Below are 20717 nucleotides of genomic sequence, written 5' to 3'. Positions count from 1 at the left end.
GTGTCGCCATTATATTCCTCCAAATATTTTCGCAACCTTCAATTTTACAGGCCCGCGCCGGGCTTCCCCCTGAACGCGATCCGCCTTACCGGCACCAATTCAAACCCCTGCGGCGTCAGGCGATGGCCCCTTGGCGGCATTGTTAGCTGCACTCACCAGTACAGAAAATCCGCACGCAACCCACGCTGCCTGAGGTAAACGATCCGCGTGCTAAGGATCAGGAGACACCCATTCCGCCCCCCGCCACATGGCGTGTTCAAACAATCGGAGCACTCTGAAGTCCAACCTACGCACAGCATGCCGCACCATCTCTCGCACATCGCACGTTGCGACGCTGTGCGCCCGCATACGCCCATCACAGGGCCGGTCCTCGACGCCGGCACCGGAGCAGCGCGTTCCCAAGATCGCTTAAGGATGTCAGCGGCGGTCGACGGGTTCGCGTCTCCTGCCCCCGCCAGTGTCGACAGGCCCCTGACCTTGGTGATCGTCGCGTTGTCTTTGGCTGTGCGGACACGCTTATCCGAAATAACCAGCTTGACACCGCGCAGGCCACGGCGGCTCAAGCCGCGAAGGAATTCACTCCAGAAGGTCGCCGCTTCCGAAGGGCCGGTCCCAACACCCAGGATTTCGCGCACACCATCGGTGTTCACGCCGACGGCGACTATCACGGCCACCGACACCACCCAGCCGGCATCGCGCGATTTGACGTAGGTGGCGTCGATCCAGAGATAGGGCCAATCGCTTTCGATGGGGCGATTCAGGTAGTCTGGACGCGGTCGTCGATTTCTTCGCACAGGCGCGAAACCTGGCTCTTGGATATGTCGGTCATTCCCATCGCTTTGACCAGATCGTCCACGGCGCGCGTTGAAATGCCGTGGATATTGGCTTCCTGAATGACTGCCGTCAGGCTTTTTTTCGGCTGTCCTACCACGCTGCGCAGCGCGCCAGCGTCCCCGCCCTTGGGCGGGGACGCCCAAAGGCGGCATCAGCGGCTTAACACCCGTCACGGGGATCCCCGGGCCATCTGACCTCGACCGAGCCGTCGCACCGCACTGCGCGCTTCACGGCGGTGATTGGGCGATTTTTTATCGCTGACGAAATGGTATGCTTGCAATCAAAGTCAGCCACCCGCTATCCGCTCCCTCGTGAGGTGCGCCGTTGGCCCGGAGTGGCCGATGACAAGCATTGCAAACTGATTGTGCAAATTTCTTTTTCTTGACTGTCAGGAGAGCCTATATGGTAGCTACCTCTGGAGTGGTACTGGATTTGGGATGGTTGGCGGTGCTGGACAATACGGACAGTCCGAGTAGTCCGAACCATGCGGTCGTGGGCGGTGCGACGAAGAGCCCGACGCAACAGGATGCGATCTATCGCGGCGTCATGGCGGATCCCGTGGGCTCGGGCCTCGCCGATTTGCTATTATTTGCAGAGCATCTGGTGGTACATGAGTTTTTTATCATTGACAGTCTGGCTTTCCAAGCGAGATTGGGCAGGATTCCACTGGAAATCACCGACTATGTCATACGTAAAGAACCCGACCTGTCGGTATATACGGAGGCCTCCAAAGCCGTCATCGCCTTGACAAAAGAACTGGAGGCCGCAGCCACCGAGTCGGAAGCACTGAAGCAACTGCGCAAGGAATTGTCTCCGGACGGTTCGAGTCCATTCTGGTCGGGCGCCGATAAACGGCTGCACGACCATATGGAACGCTCAGGTGGTGCGCTGCGATTGGTTGCGTCAGCCGCCAGCACCGGCGGTGATACTCTATCCCGCGCCTTGTTTTATCTGGAGTTTAGCCGTCGCCAGGGGGATGTTGCATTGCTAGGTCCTGGGAAGCGCAAATGGCTGCAGCTTATCGGGCACGCGATGGAGGCGTCCATGCATGAGCTCATCGCGAAGAAGTTTGACGATAAACTGCAGGCGGATCTCAAGTCCATGGTCCCGACCGCCTTCTCGACCACCCAGGTCACCACGCCTCCGGTTGCGGAACTAGTGCTGAGGACAGCGATTGCGCAAGGCATCTCGATCCTGGACGCGGCGGTGCAGATACGTGAATCTGCGGATGCCCAAGCGTATCGCGCACTACTTGGCCAGCTTCGAAGCCAGATGACGATTAACCGAGCCACCAGGATGGAAGCGACGCGTCTTTTGGCGGCGTTGGATGACACCGCCACCCTATGGGCCAAGCACCACGATACGCTGATGGGTATCACGCACCAGAAGCGAGAACTTTCCTGGGAAAAAATACCGCTGATCGGTGATATTTTGAAAGCGGCAGGCATGAGCAAAACCGAGATACGCGACCGCATATTGAATCCACAACCGGGGCACCTGGCATTCATCTCGCGCTGGTATCGCCGGCCGGACTAAAGAAGACGCCCCATGCCGGAGGCACTGGCATCCGCACGCGGAGGCCACGCCGTCCAGCGACATGTCGCCGTCTGGCTGCCAGCGGCGTTTCGTGATAGCAAACTACATGGCAGTAATGTCGGGGTGAGCTGGCACCCGCACATCAACTTGCCTGGTAATCGCAATTTTTCCTATCCAATACTCTTTACCTATGTCCGATCAATCAAAAAATGGCATGCCGGAACTGAACGTGAACATCGAGGGCTTACGTTCACAAAGTCAACTGCTCGGCATCTTCGTCGTCGAGCAGGATGTTTCGCCGGAAAAGCGCAAGTGGCGGACCTGGCTGGTGCATTGCCTGGTCAAGGCGGGCAGACACTACAGCGAGGCGCGCACACTGATTCAGCAGCAGCTGGTCGAGGCGCAGCGCCCAGCAACAGAATTGGCGCAGGGACGCCAATTGCATATTTTCGACTTTGCCCTAGCGATGGAAGACTGCATCACTGCGCTGGAAAAAGCCGTGGTATGTCTTCACGCCCTGTCCAGGAGCGAGCCGATTCAGGCTCGCGTGCTGGCATTGCCTCAGCGCCCGCGTCTGAACGAATTCCGCCGGCAGCAGGAACACATGCATCAACAACTGGCATCCGGGCAGACCGGCGATGGTCCCATCATTGTGGGGGTCACAGCCGACGGTTCCGGGATGGCACTACGCGCACTGAAAATGTCGTTTAAAGATCTGCATGAAATCATCACCACGCTATACCTCGACCTGTGCGTGTTCTTTCCCCACCACGAGGTGAATTCGCCGCGCAAGCCGCAAGGTGTTGCGCGCCTGACGATGTCCGCCAGCCTGACGATTACCCCGGGCGCACCGCCCACCTCGACCAACGATGAGACCTGATTCACGCACCGGGGAACGCTGATGATTTTCTGCTTGACGCTATCAGGAGTCGACTGGGCGCTGACCAGGGACGTCGTGTCCATACTGGGCACCGTGTCCACCATCGTGCTTGCCGCCATTGGCCTCACCACGTGGAGGCGGCAACTGCAAGGCACCAGCGAATATGCTTTGGCGACGAACGCACTGCACCTTGCCTACGAGGTGCAGCAGTTGCTCCAGGAAGTACGCAGCCCCATGCTCTTTCTGCGCAAGGAAGAAGTTGAAGCGGGCAACAGAATACAGGAAGAACAGAATATCTACGGCGAAAGAATGAACGCTGTTCACATGAAGTGGGCGGAATTGCAGACGATTCGGCTAAAGGCCCGAGTGATCTGGCAAGCCCCCGCGCATCACTGTTTTGAAGGGCTGCATAAAATAATCGCAGAAATACGCGCCGCGATCTGGTATCACTTCTGGCTGAAGGGTGCTTATGGCGGACCTGGCGCAGAGATTGACCGCAACCCGGAACGATTGCAAGAGAACAACGAGATCATTTACCGGATGGCGGAAGATGACGCGTTTTCAAAGAAAATTGATGCCGCCGTCAGCCAGGTCGAAGAATTTTTCTCAGCCAAGGTCAGGCGAACTTGGCTATCGCGGCAGCCTCACTAGAGGGATTGCCTGCAACGGCAATGATGGCAGCAACGCAGCAAACGCCAGTTGCGCCAGCATCGTCAGTCGCGGCTTCGACAAGGTATTGCCGATAGATGCATATCGCGCCGGATTCGAACTTGTGTTGCGCCTGCGGTGGCGGCGTTGGCATCTGCAGACTGCCGTGGGTTCATCCGTCCGCATGCCCACGCTTGGCCTGCCACTCGGGTTTTTCGATCGCGTTTTTCGCCTGGATCTCCGCCATCTTGCGGCGCTGCTCCGCATGAAAGCTCACATCCTCCCGCTCCAATGCGTCAAGCTGCTCGCGTATTCTCCGCTGTTCATCGGGCGGTAATGCGTTGAATCGCGCGCGATTGCGTTCCAGCAGCGCCATGTAATCGTCTGCCGACAGATCAGGGAATACCGATGCGCGCACCTTTTCCATTTCGGGGGACAGCTTCATATTTGTTCCTCACTTTTAAAATATCTTGTGTGAACATTGCGATGACATCAGCGATACGCTGGCCTGGATCCACGCAGACCACGTCACGATGGTTGCCGGCGTGTCGGTCGCTTGCCAGTAGATTGCGATTCACGCCCCATTCAAACAAAGAATGCATATGCGTTTTTCGTCGGCCATTCCAAATGATCGTATCGTAATTACTGGACATCTTGATTCAGGTCAAACGTAACGTAGAACATTCACCGCTCTTCGCCCCCCCCCTGCGCGCCTTTGCGGACAGCGGCTAAGGCCGCAGGCCGCCGCCCCGCCTTTCGGCGACAATAATTAATAAAGGTACAATCAGATTTCTCAGAATATCGGTGAGGAACGCTTTGCTTGCACGCCTACTCAATTGCCTGCCATTCGGGCTCAGCGGACAGCTTGAACCGCGCGCCCGTCGCGAGGTCCGGTCCTGGACGAGGGACAATGATACCCATCGCATCCTTCGCTACAGCCGCTTTCGCCGTCTTCTCATCTGGGGTACCGAACACCCGGTCATGTTCAGCTTCGCGATCGGGCTGCTGGCGGCCCTGATCTCGCGCATATGCACACGCCAGAACAGTTGGTGGCCCACCCTGCCCGTTCCGGCCCTGCGCCCAGACTTCGACATTTCAGCCTTCGCCAGCGTACCCTGGAGCGTGCAGGCGACCATCGTGGCGCTGGTATACCCCATCGTCGTCTCCTTCATCGCGATCTTGTTGCAGCGGAAGGCGCATTCAACTGTTGCACTCAGGGCCTATCTGCTTGACTCGGGTGTGGTGCCATCCGGCGCCAGCTCCATCGCGCTGTTGATTGCCATGGGCATCCAATACCTGGCCAGTCCATACGCGACGTCCGCAGTCTTGGCGCAGTGCTTCGTACCGCTGATCATCGCCAACGGTGCCTGGCTGACGATCAACGTGCTGCTCACAGCTTTCTTCCTGGGGCGCACCATGCATTTCATCCAGGAAGAGGAACAACGCCGCGCATACACGCGGATTGCGGTGGACCTGGTTCTTCGCAGCGAGCTGGTATTGGCGGTTAAACAGCATCTGTTCGTCAATGCCGCGCAAGATGAATGGCGCCTGTCCGAGTACACCGGTGGGAGATCCCCCGCGCCAGAGGTCCATATGCACGGATTGCTCGACGGCCAGTCGCAAGTGTGCCGTCGCAACAAAACCGACGTGGTGCTGCTGGATGTCCATTTGCATCTGCTCCGCGTCGTCGCCGTTTCGTGGTCGCGGCGCGCGGCAAACGGCGCGTGGGCCGATGAGCGCCGGCCGTCGGTTTTGTCGTTTCCTCCCCGGATAGGTTATCCGGCCAGCGGCAACGCGGCTCTGTGCAAGGTCGATAATGGTCCCTCATTGACCTGGTTCGAGCGCTGGCTGGTAGGCGCTGCGTTCATCTACGGACCCGCACGGCGCGACACAATGTCCTTGTCCACCACTCGCATGCTTGCAGAAATTGGCAGCGAAGTAGAAGTCGCGGTGGAACAGCAGCGCTTTGGCGCCGCCGAGGAAAGTCTGAAAGAACTGATGAAACTGCATACCACCTTGCTGCTGGCCAGCGTGACGCCACCGGAGGCGACCGTCGACAACGCCGCCGCGATCAATGCGTCGCCCTATGGCTGGGGAGCGAATAGTTTCAGCAATGCCTGGTTGGAGCCGTATATCGAAATCGGCCGGATCGCCATTGCTTGCCTAGAGGAAGATGCACGGCTATACCGAACCCTGGTCACCATTCCGGCCAAGATTGCGCTACGGATTCCTCCAAGACCCGCGACGCTGATCACAGAAGCGCAACTGGTCTGCCTCAGGCTTGCCAGCCAGCTGGGCGCCTGGTGGCTACGCAAGGCCGCCGACAGCGCCATACAGGGCGGACCGCCATTTGGAGGCACCTTGGTGGCTCCCCTGAACAAAATACATGAAGGCGCCGTGGTATCGCTTATCGGCAGTTGGGGGCATGTCTACATACCCATCGATCAGCCAACCGGCGCCAGCGATGCCGAAAAATGGAAGGTGCTGGCAGCGCGCGCCGACGTGTATGCCAAGCACATCGAGAACTCGGCCTACATTTTCATGCAAGCAGTGGCGCGCGGCGACATAGTCGGCGCCACCTGGCTACTGGACGGCTTCCTGAAGTGGTGGGGAAACCGGCGCGCCGAGCTCCCGCATGACAGACTGGAGCGCGATTTCCGGACGCGCCACGTCACAATCACGTTGTCGGGAAAATCCTGGGAGGCGGCGAAGCAAAGCTTGTGGGACGGCGAGGCCGAGGTAACCAGCGAGTTTGCCGGTCAGGCATTGAGCCTCGCCATCCGGCGTTACTGGGAAAGCACGCGCTTGTATCTGGTGCTGCTGCTGATTCGTAACGCCAGTGACCATCCCAGTCCCGACAATCTGCCTCTGCTCTGCGCCGGCAAGCTGATACGGGCCGAGCGCCAACAAGCGGGTGGCGAGATTCAGGCCCTGTCCATGGACAGCATCGACGCCGTTCTGACGGCGGCGCTGGCCTTGCTGCACGGCGTGGACAGCCCCGTCCATCGCCTGGACCAGTTCGCAGAGCGGTTGAGTCGCGATCGCAATGAAATCACCGTGTCGGGCTGGACCTACATAAGCTTCGGCAACGGGGCGGATTTTGAATCGATGCAGGCCCCGCTTGCGATTCTGCTGAGCGCGCTGACGGCTGATAGAAACCCTCTCATCAACAGCAAGCGCCTGATTCAAAACTGGTGGCTAAGTATCGAACGTCTGCAGGCTGTCGAACGTTATTGCGCGACGTTGCACGCCTTGGTGGCAACAGACGCTTTCCCAGCTGACAGCGCCGCCGCCATCGCCCACCTGCGTAGGTCGCCCGCAGCGGAACTCGACCTGCCCGGAACACTGGCGGCCGTTGCCGACGCCGCGCGAACCTTGGAACGGCTGGCGATAAAAGAGCGCGGCTTGACGGTACGTGCGTTGTCAATTGACCGCACAAAAGTCGCCGGCCTCCTGAGTGCGGTGACAATCGAGGTGTTTGAGCGCGTGCCGGTTCCATCGGCTATCCGGCAGATCCGCTTTGACCGGACACTGGCGACCGGTGGTGCAGGAACAAGCTATCGAGTTCGTCGTGAACGCTATCTGGAAATGATTGCCTCTGACTATCTTGACAGCGCCGAAGCCATCGGGGAGAGGGTCAGCACAGCACTACTTGCCCAAGCCTTTCGCGACCTGGTCCATACGCAAGCGCTGACAGCGGTCAACAATCCAGGATGGCGCGACAACTACGATCCGTCCACGGAGGACAAGCAACAGCTCGCCGAACAAGTGGCCGGTGTGTGTGCGGAACTTCGTGCGCGCAGCACACAGCCCATCATCCTGGTGGGCCGCTCGCCACTCAGCGACGTGTTGCGACATGAGCATTGGGGAGCAGGCTTCTGGCAATGCCCGGTTCCGCCAGGAGTGGCCATACAGCCCGGCGTCGGCGATGTCCTTGCACATATCAACGGCACACCGGTCTGCCAGTTCGACACGCCGGACGGTGATTGTTATGTGCTGCCCGCCACCTGTCTCGAGGTGCTGCGCGTCCAAGGTGACACGGCTGACGACGCACTCAGTGTGTCATGGACGCCGGACGGCGACCATGACCTGATCTTCAGCTTCCGCTGGAAGGCCGCGTTTTGATCGAGGCCACCGTCTGGCCAGGTCAGCAATGCCGGCCTGCGAAGCAAGCCGTCTAAAAGTCCGGCATGTCGGCAAATGGCAGGCACAGGGTCAGGGGATCGTCCGGCAATGTGGCAAAGCCGTAGCGCTGATAGAACACTGCGACCTCTGCATCCTTGGCGTCGACAAACAGCGCGTAGCCGCCGATCTCGTTCGCCACCCGCGCGGCGCGTGCCATCGCGTGCAGCAACAGGTACTCGCCGTGACCATGGCCCTGGGCCGCCTGCGCTACCGCCAGCCGAGCCAGCGTGAAACCAGGCACTTCGCGCGGCAGCCGTTTCGCCAGCGCTGGCGGCAGCGCCTCCTTCAGCACCATGCGCCTCACCGCCAGCGTGTAATACCCAAGCACCCGGGTCGGCGCTGCATCGTCGATCAGCACATAGCTCTTGGAAATCAGCTTGCGCTGGTGTTGGCCGGCAGTCGTTTGCAGGAAGAAGTTTAGCTCCGACGTGCCGCAGTCGAAGGCGCCGACATCATGGATGCTCTCCAGCGCCACGATTCTGGTTGCCATTCTCAGTCTCCCTTTGGGTAAAGCGCTCGAACGCCCGCGCCAGCGCCGCGTTCGGCTTGGCAGGATTGTCCAGCATGTGCAGCAGCATGGCCGCATCCTTGGCCGACAGCGGGATCGTCTTCTCGCGATCGATGATGCGCTCCGCCTTCTCCAGCGAGGCCTGCACCATGAACTGGTTCAGCGTGGCCCCGGTCAGGTCGGCCGCCTCCTGCAGCTTCTGCGCGACCGCCTGCGGCATGCGGTTGGTGACGCGCGGTTCCGCGCGCTCGATCTCGTCAGTGGATTTCATGTCTTGCCCTTTCGTGCCGCATGCGGCACCTGCAGCCACGCTCTGCCGGAACACAAGGAAGGGGAAGCGTGGCGGAACGCCAGTTGCGTAGGGGAAGCGCCGCGGCGCGTGGAGAGAGCAACTGTTGACCGGCCTAACCAGTATAGGCCGCGTTGCGTCAAAATGCAAACACTGCGTCATTTTGACGCAGCAAAACCCTTCCGCGCCAACACAGACCGCTGCGCGACCCAGCGCCACGCAGCGGCATCAGCGGCTACTCCACCAGCCCCCCACATTCGCAGCCGTTGCCGGCGCCACCCGCAGCGGTGCCGGCAGCCAGCGCAGCTTGGCCAGCAGTCGCTCAGCAGCCTCGGCCGTGCCTGCCTTGCTCAGCCTCTCCAGCGGCACCACCACCTGCGCACCGGCCACCTCGCCCACCACCTGCAACACCCACTCCTTGGACACCTGCCCGAAGTAGTTGCCGGCCCCGGGCCTGCCACCAGTCCGCCATGTCCAGCTGCACCGCCTGCGCCAGCGTCGCAAACTCAGGCGCCGGTCCTTCGCGCGTCTGCGTCGCGTCCAGCGTACTCGCCACGCAGAACGCCAGCAGTTCCAGCACCACCGCCTGCGGCTGGCCTTGCAGCCATGCCAGCCAGTCGCCGCGCGTGACCGGAAGGCGCGCCGGCAGGTCCGCCTTGCGCTGTGCCACCAGCGCGGCAGCGTTTCCCTTCGCGGCCACCTCGGCCAGTGCCGGTCTGCTGCCAGTGATCTTGGCCAGCGTCCCCGGTCCTGGGCCGCCATGTTCCGACAGCGCCCCGCGCAACAGGGTCAAGGCCAGATAGCACAACGCCACGTCGCTGCGGTCCATCAGCACCGCCTGCAACGCTGCCCTGCGCTTCGAGGTCAGTTCGAACATCAGCCGCTCGGAATGCACCCCGCGCGCCTTGCCCCCATTCGCCCGTGTGCACAGTCTGCCTTTTCAGCCGGCCACTGTTACGTGTCAAGACTCCCATACTTGGGTTGTTATATTGCTGAGAATTTGCGTATTTTTCAGCTCGGCAAGATGTTATGCTCTTCCATGAGCCATTTTCCTCTTACGCCGATGACACACCAAGCCCCCGACCAAGAATTCATGCTAGCCGCCATCGAGGAGATGAAGAAAAGCGAAACGCAGATCAAGGTGGGCGCGGCAATTGTGGTGGATGGAGAAATCGTTGCCACGGGTTTTCGAACAACAGGCCAGCACGCTGAGCGTGCAGCGATTGCGTTGGCGCAGCAGCGTGGTGTGAACCTTAAAAAGGCGGTCCTATACGCGACGCTTGAACCTTGTGTAGACCTGCGCCCCGGACAGCAAACGCAGTGTTGCGCCGACTTGATTACGGCTGCCGGAATCAAGGAAGTGGTCATAGGACGATACGATCCCAATCCGAACGTTCACCGCCAAGGGTGGAAGCGCTTGAGAGACGGGGACGTCTATTTACGCGACTTTCATAAAGACCTCCGTGAAGAGATCGACCAGGTCAATAGCCACTTCATGGGGCACTTCTAAAAAGGCGTGGGTCCGAGCGGTGGTGCGAAAGTGGACCACAAGGACACAGGGAAGTTTCTCGTTCAATTCGCCGAAGGCGACGATCGAACCATGGAAATCGCCTGGACAATCGCGGGTGTCGACGCCGCTTACGGATACGCTTTACGTCCAGTCGAAGTAGCGATGGCGCGGTTTGCGAAATCATTCGAAGAGATCGACGACCCTACTGCGTATGAATATCGTCACTCGGTGCGGATTGGCGTTGGCGAAATTGGCCTATTCAAAGGACCTGATGCTTGCGTACTCGTCAAGCCCAAGAAAATCGAGAGCGGCCCGAGATACGGCAACAAGGACAACTTTGTACATTTCGAATATCAAGTCCGCGTTACCAATCCGCGTTAGCAGTCCGGGGGGGCTTGGGCCCCAGGTCTTGATCTGCCCCACGGGGTAACGCCGTGCGTCAGCCCCGCAGCAGCCCGCACTACCACGATGGTAGATGACCAGCAAGCGCAAGCAGAACAGAACCAGCTACGGGGAGGTGCCGGTGTATGAGCAGTAAGTTGCCACAAGGCATCCGTGGGGGCCGACACCTGCAGCGCCGTCCCCTTTCCCGACACTAAGACGCGCGTGCCTTTATAAATTTGTTTCCACATGGAAATTTTGGTATCCTTGCACCAGATCAACTCTCATCAGAATGCCATATGACCGTGCTTGCCTACCTTGAAGATCTCGGCCTCGCATTTGCCGACGTCATGCTGTCCGTCGACGCACCCGGCGGTCACTTGGTACTACCTACTGTGGGCGACACCCGCAACGTGGCACAGGCCCTGCCCGTATCGCCGTCACGCCTGGTAAGGAAATTTTTCCGCCTGAAAGGACTCGGACAATCGGGCATGTTCCTGGTCGCGGGAACCGTCTCGCACATTGAGCGCCTGATCGACAACATAGGCGTGCTGCGATCCAATCGGGTCAGGCTCTCCGCCGCGCAGGCACGCACATTCAACCCCAAAGATCCTGCCAGTATCGTGCATACCGCCTGCCTGCTGACGGAACAACAAGGCTGGCCAGAGTTCGAGATTCTCGGCGTCATCGCCGGCCAGACCTTCGTCCGTAACTACGACGCCAACCGGCTGCGCAGCACGCTACCGTACTACGGCAACGTCTATGTGGCGGGATCCGGTGGCCAGGACCTCTACAAATGGCTGGAAGAGCGCGCCGTTTTCTACGCGGCCGGAGCGCTGGCCGAGGAATCCCTCGCAGACAAGGGGCTCCGTGCAATGAACTCTATTCCCATGGTACTGCTGCGCGAAGATGCGCTCACCCGCGTAAAAACCATCTCGAAGGGCGTCGGCGGCTATTACGAAACCTATTACCTGAGCGACAACGCGCTGCACCCGGTGGGCGATGTCCTCACCGTCACGGCGAGCATCGCCGGCAAAGGGACGACACCGCCGCTGCTGATCGAGCGGATGTATTACCATACCTACGTGAATGACTGGCTGCTGGTCGCTTCGCTGTTTGATACGCCGCTTACCGTAACGCCAGGCGCAGCCATTGAAATTCCGCTCAGCCAGTTCGAACTGTTCAAGATCCCGCCCATCTTTGAGCCTGGGCCTGAACCCAACTGGACCATTCACCGACTGTTGAAATCGGCCGAAGTTGCAGAGATGTTTCGCCTCACCTTGCGTCAGGCCGGCGAGTCTGGCGTCAGTAAACGATTCAGCGAAGGCGCGCGTCCAAGCCGCAGGTTGCTCACTTGCCGGATTTCAGGCGATAAACTCCAACTGTCGCTGGACCAGGAAGGCCATACGCATTACGCCGCCAGAATACGCAACAGCGCCCACGATGAATTGACGCTGCAACTACGACATTGAGGCGCGAAAAGCCCCGCTGGGTCAGGCGATATATCCAGAAGTACACCGGGTCGACAACGCCAATAATTTGCGTCATCGAGCTTCGCCAGCCAATCTGGCTACGCGACCCACTTTGCCCAGTAATTTGCAACTGAATCTGACACACGTGAAGAGCACAATTCGACCTGTCTCATCGGCAGGAGAACGGAGTGATCAACGTGGCATTACTAGGCATAATTCGACGCTGGCACATTCGTGACCAGATTCCCCTACGGGAGATTTCCAGACGGCTGGGCATCTCACGTAACACCGTCCGGCGCTATCTGCGCTCGGAGACCACAGGGCCTACCTATGCGGAACGCCGTATAGCGAGCGGGCTGGATAAATATTCTGTGCAATTATCAGGATGGCTCAAGGCCGAGACGAGCAAGCCGCGTAAGCAGCGCCGTAGTTTGAAACAGATCCGCGCGGACCTGAAAGAGCTGGGATATGAGGGATCGTACGACCGCGTAACAGCATTTGCCAGGCAGTGGATGGCGGGTCAAACTGAGAGTGGGTCACCCATTAGCCGGCCGCTGTCAACAGTTCGAATTTTCCCCTCGCGTTACTCTGCGATTTCTTTCGTTACCTGAGCCATCGTATCGGATCTGCAGGCGTGATGGTCGTGTCCTATGCCTCATTGCTGGTTGCGTGAATCGCACCAGTCACCCATCTGGATCAAGCCAAATTCTCACTTCGCAATTTCGCCCTGACGGCATGGCCGCCCCAGAAGCATCTCGGTACCGTCGTGCGTCCAAATGGAAGAACAATTCTATGGCTGCCGTTATCTAACGGCTCCAAACCCTGGTGGCTCGCATTCCGGACGACTTACTCCCTGAGAACTCAATACAATGGCAGACGGCGAGGCGTCCAATCAATCCGCTGGCTCACACTCCAACCCACTCGCTGGCTCGCCGGGCCGTTGCCACACTTACGAAAAGCAGCGTTCAACTGAAAACTGCTCTCCCGTCTTCAACATATGAAAGCAGGCGCGCGCCAGTTTGTGCGCTACAGCCTTGATCGCGACTACGCTGTTGCGTTTTGCTTTCTTGCGTTGATAAAACTTACGTGCGGGCTCGCAAAATCGAATCGCGAAGTTTGCAGCCTCAACATATGCCCAAGCCAAAAAGCGATTGCCGTTCTTCGTATTGCCTTCTCCCTTTTTCTTCCCGTTAGAGACATGTGCGCTGCCAACGCAGCGACAATAGGAAGCGTAGTTGCCCGGGCCTGAAAACCTGGCAATATCTCCAGTCTCAAGCAAAATAACTGCTGCCAAGATCGTGCCGATACCCGAAACCGAATTGAGCAAACGGTAGCCCGGCGCAACGCGACAGTAGCTGACCAGCGATTTCTCGATTTCATCTATTTGAGCTTGCAGCGCTTGCATCACCGCCAGGTTGGCCTTCATCCCTTTGGCCTCGGTTGCACCGATGGGCATGGCATCGATGTCCAGCTCGGTCAGTTGCTTGATCTCTCTGCCGGTAATGTAGCTGCCTGTTTGCTGAGCCAGACAGGTCTCGATCGACAGGATATTCGTCGTCCTCATTTCCACCAATTGCATGCGTTTGCGAGCGAGATCCCTGACCGCCCTCATGGACTTGGGCATGATGTGCCCCTCCGGCAAAAGTCCGAGTCGGAGCAAATGCGCCAAATGCCGAGCATCCGACTCATCGCCACGATGCTTGAGTCCATCGTACTGCTTGATCGCAGTTGTGTTCGCCAAGTGAAGCACATAGCCAGCCTCAATCAGACCATCGACAAGCCAGTACCAGTTGTAGGTCGACTCCACAACCACGCCGGAAAGCTCCTGCCGATATGGTTCGAGCGCCGAGCAAATCGTCCTCAGATCGTTGACTAGCCGTTTGGAATATACGACCTTGTCGGCTTCGTCGGAGACGACGACAAGGCAGTTGTTGGAATGAAGATCAATGCCACAAAATAACATGACGTCCTCCTCGATAAAGTTCGGATTCGTACCGTGACTTTATTCCTCGGCTCTGCCGAAGGGAGGACGGCTAGATGATTATCAATTCATCGAGCAAACGAACACTCAGTCATATACTAGAACCGCAGCGAGTCTCCCGAATTCGACGCGCGTGTCAGGCTAACTGTCAGATCAGTCGCAATCACAACACCGCCCGCTTGATCTGACTCATGACGACGTCAAACGAAAAGGTTATGTTTAACCTTAGATATCAAATTTATCTCATCCATTGCAATTTCGCAATCCGAGAAAATTGGGAGTCAATCATGGAGCACTCTGTCGCATGGGTCAAAATCAAAAAGTATGAAGAACTCACGGGCGACACTGCGGCCTCGGTGCATGCTCGCCGCCGCGCGGGAAAGTGGCGCGATGGGGTGCAGTGCAAAGTGGTTGATGAAATGCTGTGGGTGAATCTAGCAGCGGCCGAAAGGTGGGTAGAAACATGGGTGCAAGGAACAGCGGTCAAGGAATAGAACTGCGCAAGGGCGTTCGATCCGAGACAATCCGAATCGTCTTTTCGCTCGATGGCAAGCGCTGCCGGGAATCGCTGCCACTCGCGCATACCAAGACCAACATCGCCTACGCGCGCAGGCTGCAAACCGAGGTCCAGATTGCGATCGCGCGCGGCACATTCAGCTATGAAGCATTTTTCCCGAATTCAGTCACTGCAAAAAAAATCCGCTCGACCAAAGCGAGCTTAATAGCAGCAAGCGCAAAGTCGATTCCCACCATCGGCGACTTGATCCGTGACGCCCTGGAACTCTCACGTAAAACCATCGAGCACTCTTCTTTTCTGTGTTATCAGCAAATCGCCGAAACCCATTTATTCCCGCGCTGGGATAGCACGCCGGCAAATGAGTTTTCAGCGAAAGACCTGCGGCTGTGGATCATGGATCTGCCCGGGAAACGGAAAACCATCCAGTTGATATTGACGCCGTTGCGGAACGCCACAGCGCAGGGTGTCGCCGACAACCTTATTGACGAAGATCCGTTCGACCGTATCAAACTCAGCAAGCTTATCTCCAAAGAACAGCGTACGTCGGAATTTACGGCTGATCCGTTCGACATCGATGAGATCGAAGCCATTCTGGCTGCCTGCGTTGGCCCGGAAGAACGCAACATGGTGCTCTTCGCTTTTACGACTGGCATGCGCCCTTCTGAATATATTGCGTTACGCTGGCGTGCGTGCAATGCACCATCCCATTATGTGACGGTCGCCGCATCTTTCGTTGACGGCCAAGCGAAAGAGCGCGCCAAGACCGATGCCGGTTTGCGCAGGATCGATCTGCGCATCGGCGCCAAGGTGGCACTTGAGTCGCAGTTCGCGTACACAGGCGATGTCAATGATCTGGTGTTCCTCAATCCGCGAACGCGAGAACAATGGAAAGGCGATAAACCAATTTATCGGCGCTGGCAGCGCATCCTCAGAAAAGCGGGCGTACGGTTTCGCAATCCGTACCAGACGAGGCATACATTCGCTTCCACCTTACTGATGCTTGGCGCCGTGCCGCTTTATGTCGCCAGCCAGATGGGGCATGCCGACACGATGATGATCACGCGAAATTATGGCAAGTGGATCAAGACCGGACTGGACGGGGATCGCCGCGCACGTCTGCTTCAGCTATACCAGCAAACAGACCCGAACCGAGCAAATGAATTTCCGATTTTTGCCTGACAGGCTAGAGATGCGCCAGGGTTCCATCGAAGACAGGGCAATGACATCTCATTGCCCCAAATATGCCCCAAATTCTTAACATGCCAGCTGTGTGTGCTGCTAAGTCTTTGAAGTAAAAAGAAGAATTCTGGTGGGAAGTGCAAGTTTCGAACTTGCGACCCCTGCAGTGTGAATGCAGTGCTCTACCCCTGAGCTAACCTCCCGTTGAGTGCGAGCATTATAGAGCCTGCCCACACGAAGCGCAAGTCCCGTTTATGCCGGCACCGGCGGATTCAGCGACGCGGTCCAGATGCACTGCCCTTTGACCGCCTTGTCCAGCCCGGCCAGCGTGGCCGCGTGGGCCGCCAGCTCCTCCTCGGAGGCCGGCATGAAGATAATCTCCGCCATGGCCACCGGCTCCAGCAGGTCGCCGATGTTGACCACTTCTTCTTCCACATCCATGCCCAGGCTGTTCTGCCCGCGCGTCATGGCCAGATAGACGTCGGCCAGCAGTTCCGCATCCAGCAGCGCGCCGTGCAGCTTGCGATGCGAGTTGGAGATGCCGTAGCGGTCGCACAGCGCGTCCAGCGAGTTGCGCTTGCCCGGATGCAGTTCTTTGGCCTGCACCAGCGTATCGATCACGCCGCCGATGTGGCTGGAGAAATCCGGCAGGTTTAACAGCCTGAATTCGTGATTCAGGAAGCCCAGGTCGAACGGCGCATTATGGATGATGACTTCGGCGCCCTGGATGTACTCGCGCAGCTGTTCGACAATCTCATGAAACTTCGGCTTGTCGCGCAGGAACTCGGTGGTCAGGCCGTGGACGTTCAGCGCTCCCTCTTCCGAGTCGCGTTCCGGATTGATGTAGAAGTGGAGATTATTCCCCGTCAGCATGCGGTTGTGCAGCTCGACGCAGCCGATTTCCAGGATGCGGTTGCCCAGCTTGGGGTTGATACCGGTGGTTTCAGTATCGAGGACGATTTGGCGCATAGTGTTCCGTAATGAATTTCAGCGTGCAGTATATCAGCGGCCGCGCGCCACTTCCACGCCGCGGTTGGCCAGCATGTCGGCCCGCTCGTTGCCCGGATGGCCATTGTGGCCGCGCACCCAGCGCCATTCGACATTATGCATCTGCTGCGCCGCGTCCAGCGCCTTCCACAGGTCTTCGTTCTTGACCGGCTCCTTGCTGGCGGTTTTCCAGCCCCGTGCCTTCCAGCCGTGGATCCATTCGCTGATGCCTTTTTGTACATACTGGCTATCGGTGTGCAGCACTACCGTGCATGGCCGCTTGAGTACGGTCAACGCTTCGATCACCGCCTGCAACTCCATGCGGTTGTTGGTGGTGTCGCGCGCGCCGCCGCAGATTTCCTTCTCGGCGTTGCCGGCCACCAGCAAGGCGCCCCAGCCGCCCAGGCCCGGGTTGCCTTTGCATGCACCATCGGTAAATATTTCGACCTTATCTTCCATCCTGCTGTTCCCGTTGTTTGTTGGTGACCGGCACCGCCACCGGGGCGGTTGCCGTTTTCCGGCTCCATGCCGGACCGATCAGGCGCATGCCTTTGACGCGCTTGATCGCTTGTACGATGTAGACGCCGCCCAGGTAGGGCCACCAGCGCGACCCGGCATTATCCATGAAGGCGTAGCGGTTGAGCCATTTTTCTGTGCGACAGGCCGGCGCGTAGCAGCCGAAGTGGCTCTGGCTGGCGCTCATATTCAATAATTTTAACCAGTCTTTCATGCGCGGCATAGAGATCAGCTCCTCCGTCGGCGGCAGGAAGGAGGTGCCGCCGACGCGCCGCAGCACATGGCGCGCGCCCCACAGGCTGGCCGGATTGAAACCGCAGATGACCACCTGCCCTTCCGGGATCAGCACCCGCTCGACCTCGCGCAGCACCTGGTGCGGGTCGGTGGAAAATTCCAGTACATGCGGCAACACCACCAGGTCGATGCTTTGCGAGGCGAACGGCAGCTCGGTGTAATCGAGCGTCACCGACACTGCCCGCGCCGGTTCGTCCGCGCTGCGCACCTTGCGGTCGGCGAGGATTTTATAGGGCATGCGGCTGGCCGCCAGCGCGTCCATTTGCGGCATGCCGATCTGCACCGCGTTGTAACCGAAGATATCCGCTGTTAAATTATCGAGACAGCTTTGTTCCCACGCACGCAGGTACACGCCTGCGGGCGTTTGCAGCCAGCCTTCCAGCGCTATAATGGATTTCTCCGACCCCGCCTTATCCATGCTTAGCCTTTTGCAATCCAATGACCATATCTTCTACTCAAGCTCTCACTGTTCTAACGGTTCCAGCATTCCGCGATAACTACCTGTGGTTGATACATGATGGCACACATGCCGCGGTAGTCGACCCTGGCGACGCCAAACCGATCCTGGCGGCGCTCAAAGCGAACGGGCTCAAGCTCACCGCCATTCTACTCACCCATCACCATGCTGACCATATTGGCGGCGTTCCTGAATTATTACAGCATTATCAGGTTCCTGTTTTCGGTCCGCGCAACGAGACCATCGCCGCCGTCACGCTGCCGGTGGGCGAAGGCAAGACTGTCGACGTGCCGGGCCTGACGCTCAAACTGACTGTGCTCGATGTGCCCGGCCACACCATGGGCCACATCGCCTACGTGCGCGAAGCGTCCGCCGATGCACCGACCTGGCTGTTCTGCGGTGACACGCTGTTTGCCGGCGGTTGCGGCAGGCTGTTCGAAGGCACGCCGGCGCAGATGATCAGTTCACTGGGCAAGCTGGCGGCGTTGCCGGACGATACGCTGGTGTATTGCGCGCACGAGTACACGCTGTCCAACCTGCGCTTCGCGCGCGTGGTGGAGCCGGACAATGTGGCGCTGCAGGAACGGGTGAAGGTGGAAACCTACAAGCGCGAGCACGATGTGCCGACGGTGCCCAGCACCATCGCGCTGGAAAAGGCGACCAATCCCTTCCTGCGTTATCGCGAGCCGGCGATTGCGGAGCAGTTGGTGAAGGCCGGGCGTCTCGATCGCATCGACACGCCGCTGGCGACCTTCACGGCGCTGCGTTTGTGGAAAAACGACTTCTAAAGAAAACGGCCCGGGCGGGCCGTGATGCTTAGATTTCTTCGTACAGCGGCAACGTCAGGAATTCTTCAAACGATTCCGAGGTCGACATCTGCTCGAAGATCTGCGCCGCACGCGGATAGGTCGGACCGTCGCCGCCCGGCGCAGCGGCCTGCACCTTGGCCAGTTCTTCCGGGATCATCGCGCGTACCATGTCGGCGGTGACTTTGCGGCCATCGTCCAGCACGCCCTTGTCGGAACGGATCCATTGCCACACTTGCGAACGGCTGATTTCCGCCGTGGCCGCATCTTCCATCAGGTTGTGGATCGGCACGCAACCGTTGCCGGTCAGCCAGGCGCCCAGGTAGTGGATGCCGACGTTGATGTTGTAGCGCAGGCCGGCTTCGGTGATCGGCGCTTCCGGCTTGAAGTCCAGCAGTTGCGCGGCAGTCACGTCGATATCCGGACGCTGTTTCTCGATCTGGTTAGGCTTGTCGCCTAGCACCTTGGTGAATTCGGCCATCGCCAGGTCGACCAGACCCGGGTGCGCGACCCAGCCGCCGTCGTAGCCGTCGGTGGCGTCACGGGCCTTGTCGGTGCGCACGCCGCCCATGGCGATGTCGTTTTTCTCCGGATCGTTCTTGATCGGAATCAGCGCCGCCATGCCGCCGATGGCCGGGGCGTTGCGCTTGTGGCAGGTCTTCAGCAGCAGCAAGGCGTAGGCGCGCATGAACGGCGCGGTCATGGTCACCTTGGCGCGGTCGGCCAGGCAGAAATCTTTGTCCAGCTTGAACTTCTTGATGCACGAGAAGATGTAATCCCAGCGGCCGGCGTTCAGGCCCGCGCTGTGGTCGCGCAGTTCGTACAGGATTTCGTCCATCTCGAAGGCGGCCAGGATGGTTTCGATCAGCACGGTCGCCTTGATGGTGCCTTGCGGCAGGCCCAGTTCCTGCTGGGTCAGCACGAAGATGTCGTTCCACAGGCGCGCTTCGATGTGCGATTCCATTTTCGGCAGGTAGAAGAATGGACCGGCGCCGCGGGCGATCTGTTCCTTGGCGTTGTGGAACATGAACAACGCGAAATCGAAAATACCACCCGAAATGCGCTTGCCATCCACCAGCACGTGTTTTTCATCCAGGTGCCAGCCGCGCGGACGCACGACCAGCGTCGCGACCTTGTCGTTCAGCTTGTAGGATTTGCCGTTCTGCTCGAGCGCGATGGTGCCGCGCACGGCGTCCTTCATATTGATCTGGCCGGTAATCTGGTTGTCCCAGTTCGGCGTATTGGAGTCTTCGAAGTCGGTCATATAGCTGTCGGCGCCCGAGTTCAGGGCGTTGATCACCATCTTGCGCTCGACCGGACCGGTGATTTCCACGCGGCGGCATGCCAGCGCCTTCGGAATCGGCGAGATTTTCCAGTCGCCGCTCCGAATGTGCGCGGTTTCGGCCAGGAAATCCGGGCGTTCTCCGGCATCCAGTTTCTTGGCGCGCTCGACGCGTACGGCCAGCAATTGCTGGCGGCGCGCTTCAAATTCGCGGCTCAGCTTGGCCACCAGCGCCAATGCGTCCGGGGTCAGGATTGCTTCATAGCCGGGCTTGATGTCGCCGGTAATTTCCATGCCTGCTGGCAGAGTGATGGTGGTCATGCGCTAGTCTCCGTAAAAAATATTAACGAATCAATCTCATTATAAGCTTGTTGCATTGCGGTGTTTTTATAAAGTATATTCACTCGTTAGTTATACAAACAAGACTAAAAATCACTTCATCTATGCGTTTTAGT

The 20717-nt window shown here is 58.7% G+C and carries 19 protein-coding genes, 1 tRNA gene and 2 pseudogenes; 11 read left to right on the top strand and 11 right to left on the bottom strand.

The annotated features are described in order from the left end of the window. Nucleotides 1-518: 518 nt before the first annotated feature. Nucleotides 519-916 (bottom strand): annotated as a pseudogene (locus tag GTP55_RS13155) (transposase); the annotation flags it as partial. Nucleotides 917-1236: 320 nt separating this feature from the next. Here GTP55_RS13155 and GTP55_RS13150 point away from each other — a divergent pair. The 3 genes from GTP55_RS13150 to GTP55_RS13140 all read left to right on the top strand — a co-directional run bounded on the left by GTP55_RS13150 (nucleotide 1237) and on the right by GTP55_RS13140 (nucleotide 3901). After that, nucleotides 1237-2370, top strand: a complete 1134-nt coding sequence (locus GTP55_RS13150; protein ID WP_161045390.1) for a hypothetical protein — start codon at nucleotides 1237-1239, stop codon at nucleotides 2368-2370. 214 nt (nucleotides 2371-2584) lie between these two features. Continuing rightward, nucleotides 2585-3250 (top strand): hypothetical protein, encoded by a 666-nt coding sequence (locus tag GTP55_RS13145; RefSeq protein WP_161045389.1) that lies wholly within the window; start codon nucleotides 2585-2587, stop codon nucleotides 3248-3250. Nucleotides 3251-3271: 21 nt separating this feature from the next. Beyond that, nucleotides 3272-3901, top strand: coding sequence for a hypothetical protein (locus GTP55_RS13140; protein ID WP_161045388.1), 630 nt, complete (start codon nucleotides 3272-3274; stop codon nucleotides 3899-3901). Nucleotides 3902-4070: 169 nt separating this feature from the next. Here the strand turns inward: GTP55_RS13140 and GTP55_RS13135 are convergent, their stop codons facing one another. Further along, nucleotides 4071-4343 carry a hypothetical protein gene (locus GTP55_RS13135; RefSeq protein ID WP_161045387.1) on the bottom strand — a complete coding sequence of 91 codons (273 nt, stop codon included), beginning with the start codon at nucleotides 4341-4343 and terminating at the stop codon, nucleotides 4071-4073. Nucleotides 4344-4879: 536 nt separating this feature from the next. On the opposite strand from GTP55_RS13135, the gene GTP55_RS13130 reads away from it, so the two are divergent. After that, a complete protein-coding gene (locus GTP55_RS13130) occupies nucleotides 4880-8023 on the top strand; it encodes a hypothetical protein (protein WP_161045386.1) in 3144 nt (1047 codons plus the stop codon). Between the two features lie 52 nt (nucleotides 8024-8075). Here the strand turns inward: GTP55_RS13130 and GTP55_RS13125 are convergent, their stop codons facing one another. From GTP55_RS13125 to GTP55_RS13115, 3 genes are all read right to left on the bottom strand, one after another. Continuing rightward, nucleotides 8076-8573, bottom strand: coding sequence for a GNAT family N-acetyltransferase (locus GTP55_RS13125; RefSeq protein WP_161045385.1), 498 nt, complete (start codon nucleotides 8571-8573; stop codon nucleotides 8076-8078). Continuing rightward, the gene (locus GTP55_RS13120; RefSeq protein WP_161045384.1) at nucleotides 8536-8862 is read right to left on the bottom strand and encodes a type II toxin-antitoxin system TacA family antitoxin; all 327 of its coding nucleotides are present in this window, start codon (nucleotides 8860-8862) and stop codon (nucleotides 8536-8538) included. The genes GTP55_RS13125 and GTP55_RS13120 overlap by 38 nt, the downstream gene beginning before the upstream one ends. A 340-nt stretch (nucleotides 8863-9202) precedes the next feature. Then, nucleotides 9203-9757, bottom strand: a complete 555-nt coding sequence (locus GTP55_RS13115) for a hypothetical protein (protein WP_161045383.1) — start codon at nucleotides 9755-9757, stop codon at nucleotides 9203-9205. Between the two features lie 162 nt (nucleotides 9758-9919). On the opposite strand from GTP55_RS13115, the gene GTP55_RS13110 reads away from it, so the two are divergent. The 4 genes and pseudogenes from GTP55_RS13110 to GTP55_RS13095 all read left to right on the top strand — a co-directional run. Then, on the top strand, nucleotides 9920-10390 hold the full coding sequence (locus tag GTP55_RS13110; RefSeq protein WP_161045382.1) for a deaminase: 471 nt from the start codon (nucleotides 9920-9922) through the stop codon (nucleotides 10388-10390). A 30-nt stretch (nucleotides 10391-10420) separates the two neighbouring features. Continuing rightward, nucleotides 10421-10771: a hypothetical protein gene (locus GTP55_RS13105; protein WP_161045381.1), complete on the top strand. Its 351-nt coding sequence runs from the start codon at nucleotides 10421-10423 to the stop codon at nucleotides 10769-10771. Nucleotides 10772-11070: 299 nt separating this feature from the next. Next, nucleotides 11071-12243, top strand: a complete 1173-nt coding sequence (locus tag GTP55_RS13100; RefSeq protein WP_161045380.1) for a hypothetical protein — start codon at nucleotides 11071-11073, stop codon at nucleotides 12241-12243. A 197-nt stretch (nucleotides 12244-12440) separates the two neighbouring features. Continuing rightward, nucleotides 12441-12755: pseudogene (locus GTP55_RS13095) on the top strand (helix-turn-helix domain-containing protein); the annotation flags it as partial. 437 nt (nucleotides 12756-13192) lie between these two features. On the opposite strand, the gene GTP55_RS13090 reads toward GTP55_RS13095, so the two are convergent. After that, complete coding sequence (locus GTP55_RS13090) at nucleotides 13193-14206, bottom strand: IS110 family RNA-guided transposase (protein ID WP_161045379.1); 1014 nt, start codon at nucleotides 14204-14206, stop codon at nucleotides 13193-13195. A gap of 305 nt (nucleotides 14207-14511) precedes the next feature. Here GTP55_RS13090 and GTP55_RS13085 point away from each other — a divergent pair, with 305 nt between their 5' ends. Together GTP55_RS13085 and GTP55_RS13080 are read left to right on the top strand one after the other, a co-directional pair. Continuing rightward, nucleotides 14512-14718 (top strand): excisionase, encoded by a 207-nt coding sequence (locus GTP55_RS13085; protein ID WP_161045378.1) that lies wholly within the window; start codon nucleotides 14512-14514, stop codon nucleotides 14716-14718. Next, complete coding sequence (locus GTP55_RS13080) at nucleotides 14688-15920, top strand: site-specific integrase (protein WP_161045377.1); 1233 nt, start codon at nucleotides 14688-14690, stop codon at nucleotides 15918-15920. Before GTP55_RS13085 ends, GTP55_RS13080 begins: the two co-directional genes overlap by 31 nt. Before the next feature lie 128 nt (nucleotides 15921-16048). Here the strand turns inward: GTP55_RS13080 and GTP55_RS13075 are convergent. The 4 genes from GTP55_RS13075 to GTP55_RS13060 form a co-directional block, all read right to left on the bottom strand. Next, nucleotides 16049-16123, bottom strand: a tRNA-Val gene (locus GTP55_RS13075). Between the two features lie 49 nt (nucleotides 16124-16172). Then, complete coding sequence (dnaQ, locus tag GTP55_RS13070; protein ID WP_161045376.1) at nucleotides 16173-16889, bottom strand: DNA polymerase III subunit epsilon; 717 nt, start codon at nucleotides 16887-16889, stop codon at nucleotides 16173-16175. A 33-nt stretch (nucleotides 16890-16922) separates the two neighbouring features. Further along, nucleotides 16923-17366, bottom strand: coding sequence for a ribonuclease HI (gene rnhA, locus GTP55_RS13065; RefSeq protein ID WP_161045375.1), 444 nt, complete (start codon nucleotides 17364-17366; stop codon nucleotides 16923-16925). Continuing rightward, on the bottom strand, nucleotides 17356-18135 hold the full coding sequence (locus tag GTP55_RS13060) for a class I SAM-dependent methyltransferase (protein WP_161045374.1): 780 nt from the start codon (nucleotides 18133-18135) through the stop codon (nucleotides 17356-17358). Before GTP55_RS13060 ends, rnhA begins: the two co-directional genes overlap by 11 nt. Before the next feature lie 20 nt (nucleotides 18136-18155). On the opposite strand from GTP55_RS13060, the gene gloB reads away from it, so the two are divergent. Further along, a complete protein-coding gene (gloB, locus tag GTP55_RS13055) occupies nucleotides 18156-18962 on the top strand; it encodes a hydroxyacylglutathione hydrolase (RefSeq protein ID WP_161045373.1) in 807 nt (268 codons plus the stop codon). 28 nt (nucleotides 18963-18990) lie between these two features. Here the strand turns inward: gloB and aceB are convergent, their stop codons facing one another. Beyond that, nucleotides 18991-20583 carry a malate synthase A gene (gene aceB, locus GTP55_RS13050; protein ID WP_161045372.1) on the bottom strand — a complete coding sequence of 531 codons (1593 nt, stop codon included), beginning with the start codon at nucleotides 20581-20583 and terminating at the stop codon, nucleotides 18991-18993. Nucleotides 20584-20717: the final 134 nt, after the last annotated feature.

The sequence above is a fragment of the Duganella margarita genome (assembly GCF_009857535.1).
GTDB classification, from domain to species: Bacteria; Pseudomonadota; Gammaproteobacteria; order Burkholderiales; family Burkholderiaceae_D; genus Rugamonas; species Rugamonas margarita.
Note: the sequence above shows the minus strand (reverse complement) of the source record. Positions and strands in the feature narration are given on the sequence as shown.

Excerpts from the sequence above, each read along its gene's own strand:
- GTP55_RS13150 (WP_161045390.1), top strand. The coding sequence starts at position 1,237 with ATGGTAGCTACCTCTGGAGTGGTACTGGATTTGGGATGGTTGGCGGTG.
- GTP55_RS13145 (WP_161045389.1), top strand. The coding sequence starts at position 2,585 with ATGCCGGAACTGAACGTGAACATCGAGGGCTTACGTTCACAAAGTCAA.
- GTP55_RS13140 (WP_161045388.1), top strand. The coding sequence starts at position 3,272 with ATGATTTTCTGCTTGACGCTATCAGGAGTCGACTGGGCGCTGACCAGG.
- GTP55_RS13135 (WP_161045387.1), bottom strand. The coding sequence starts at position 4,343 with ATGAAGCTGTCCCCCGAAATGGAAAAGGTGCGCGCATCGGTATTCCCT.
- GTP55_RS13130 (WP_161045386.1), top strand. The coding sequence starts at position 4,880 with ATGTTCAGCTTCGCGATCGGGCTGCTGGCGGCCCTGATCTCGCGCATA.
- GTP55_RS13125 (WP_161045385.1), bottom strand. The coding sequence starts at position 8,573 with ATGGCAACCAGAATCGTGGCGCTGGAGAGCATCCATGATGTCGGCGCC.
- GTP55_RS13120 (WP_161045384.1), bottom strand. The coding sequence starts at position 8,862 with ATGAAATCCACTGACGAGATCGAGCGCGCGGAACCGCGCGTCACCAAC.
- GTP55_RS13115 (WP_161045383.1), bottom strand. The coding sequence starts at position 9,757 with ATGTTCGAACTGACCTCGAAGCGCAGGGCAGCGTTGCAGGCGGTGCTG.
- GTP55_RS13110 (WP_161045382.1), top strand. The coding sequence starts at position 9,920 with ATGAGCCATTTTCCTCTTACGCCGATGACACACCAAGCCCCCGACCAA.
- GTP55_RS13100 (WP_161045380.1), top strand. The coding sequence starts at position 11,071 with ATGACCGTGCTTGCCTACCTTGAAGATCTCGGCCTCGCATTTGCCGAC.
- GTP55_RS13090 (WP_161045379.1), bottom strand. The coding sequence starts at position 14,206 with ATGTTATTTTGTGGCATTGATCTTCATTCCAACAACTGCCTTGTCGTC.
- GTP55_RS13085 (WP_161045378.1), top strand. The coding sequence starts at position 14,512 with ATGGAGCACTCTGTCGCATGGGTCAAAATCAAAAAGTATGAAGAACTC.
- GTP55_RS13080 (WP_161045377.1), top strand. The coding sequence starts at position 14,688 with ATGGGTGCAAGGAACAGCGGTCAAGGAATAGAACTGCGCAAGGGCGTT.
- dnaQ (WP_161045376.1), bottom strand. The coding sequence starts at position 16,889 with ATGCGCCAAATCGTCCTCGATACTGAAACCACCGGTATCAACCCCAAG.
- rnhA (WP_161045375.1), bottom strand. The coding sequence starts at position 17,366 with ATGGAAGATAAGGTCGAAATATTTACCGATGGTGCATGCAAAGGCAAC.
- GTP55_RS13060 (WP_161045374.1), bottom strand. The coding sequence starts at position 18,135 with ATGGATAAGGCGGGGTCGGAGAAATCCATTATAGCGCTGGAAGGCTGG.
- gloB (WP_161045373.1), top strand. The coding sequence starts at position 18,156 with ATGACCATATCTTCTACTCAAGCTCTCACTGTTCTAACGGTTCCAGCA.
- aceB (WP_161045372.1), bottom strand. The coding sequence starts at position 20,583 with ATGACCACCATCACTCTGCCAGCAGGCATGGAAATTACCGGCGACATC.